This is a genomic window from Psychrobacter sp. T6-1 (assembly GCF_052258445.1).
In genome coordinates, this window is record NZ_JBQQFC010000772.1 from 1 (window position 1) to 594 (window position 594).

The window sequence follows — 594 nt, forward strand, 5'->3', positions numbered from 1 at the left end:
TGGCTTTCCTATTGGGTCACATAAAGGAGGATCATACAAAATGAGCGACATAACACTATAAGCGCATATTTAGCGACATAAGCGCATATTTAGCGACATAAGCGCATATTTAGCGACATAAGCGCATATTTAGCGACCAAAGTCCGCTTGCGCAAGTGCTTTGGCGCTTATCGCAAGCCTGCGACCCAAAGCCACTGCCAATTCGCGCTCATCATCAGTGACAGGCTGATCATGCGCGCTGCCGCTAACATGACTGGCACCATAAGGCGTGCCGCCGCGACTGGTGCGCCCAAGCGCAGGCTCAGCATAAGGCAAACCGACTATCATCATACCATGGTGCATAAGTGGCAACATCATCGTAAGCAGTGTCGTCTCTTGTCCGCCATGCATCGAGCCTGTAGCAGTGAATACAGAGGCGGGCTTGTTCTGTAGATTGCCTGCTAGCCAAAGCGTCACAGTACTGTCCCAAAAATATTTCATGGGCGCAGCCATGTTGCCAAAGTGAGTAGGACTACCAAGTGCCAGACCGGTGCAGCCCTTTAAGTCGTCCATCGTGCAATATAGATCGCCCTCATCTGGAATCGCAGGTTTGCT

The 594-nt window shown here is 51.0% G+C and carries 1 protein-coding gene; it reads right to left on the minus strand.

Annotated elements, in window-relative coordinates; translation table 11 throughout:
• Positions 1-129 precede the first annotated feature (129 nt).
• A partial coding sequence (locus ACTXGO_RS15900) for an NAD(P)H-dependent oxidoreductase (RefSeq protein ID WP_443575202.1) occupies positions 130-594 on the minus strand: 465 nt, incomplete at its 5' end.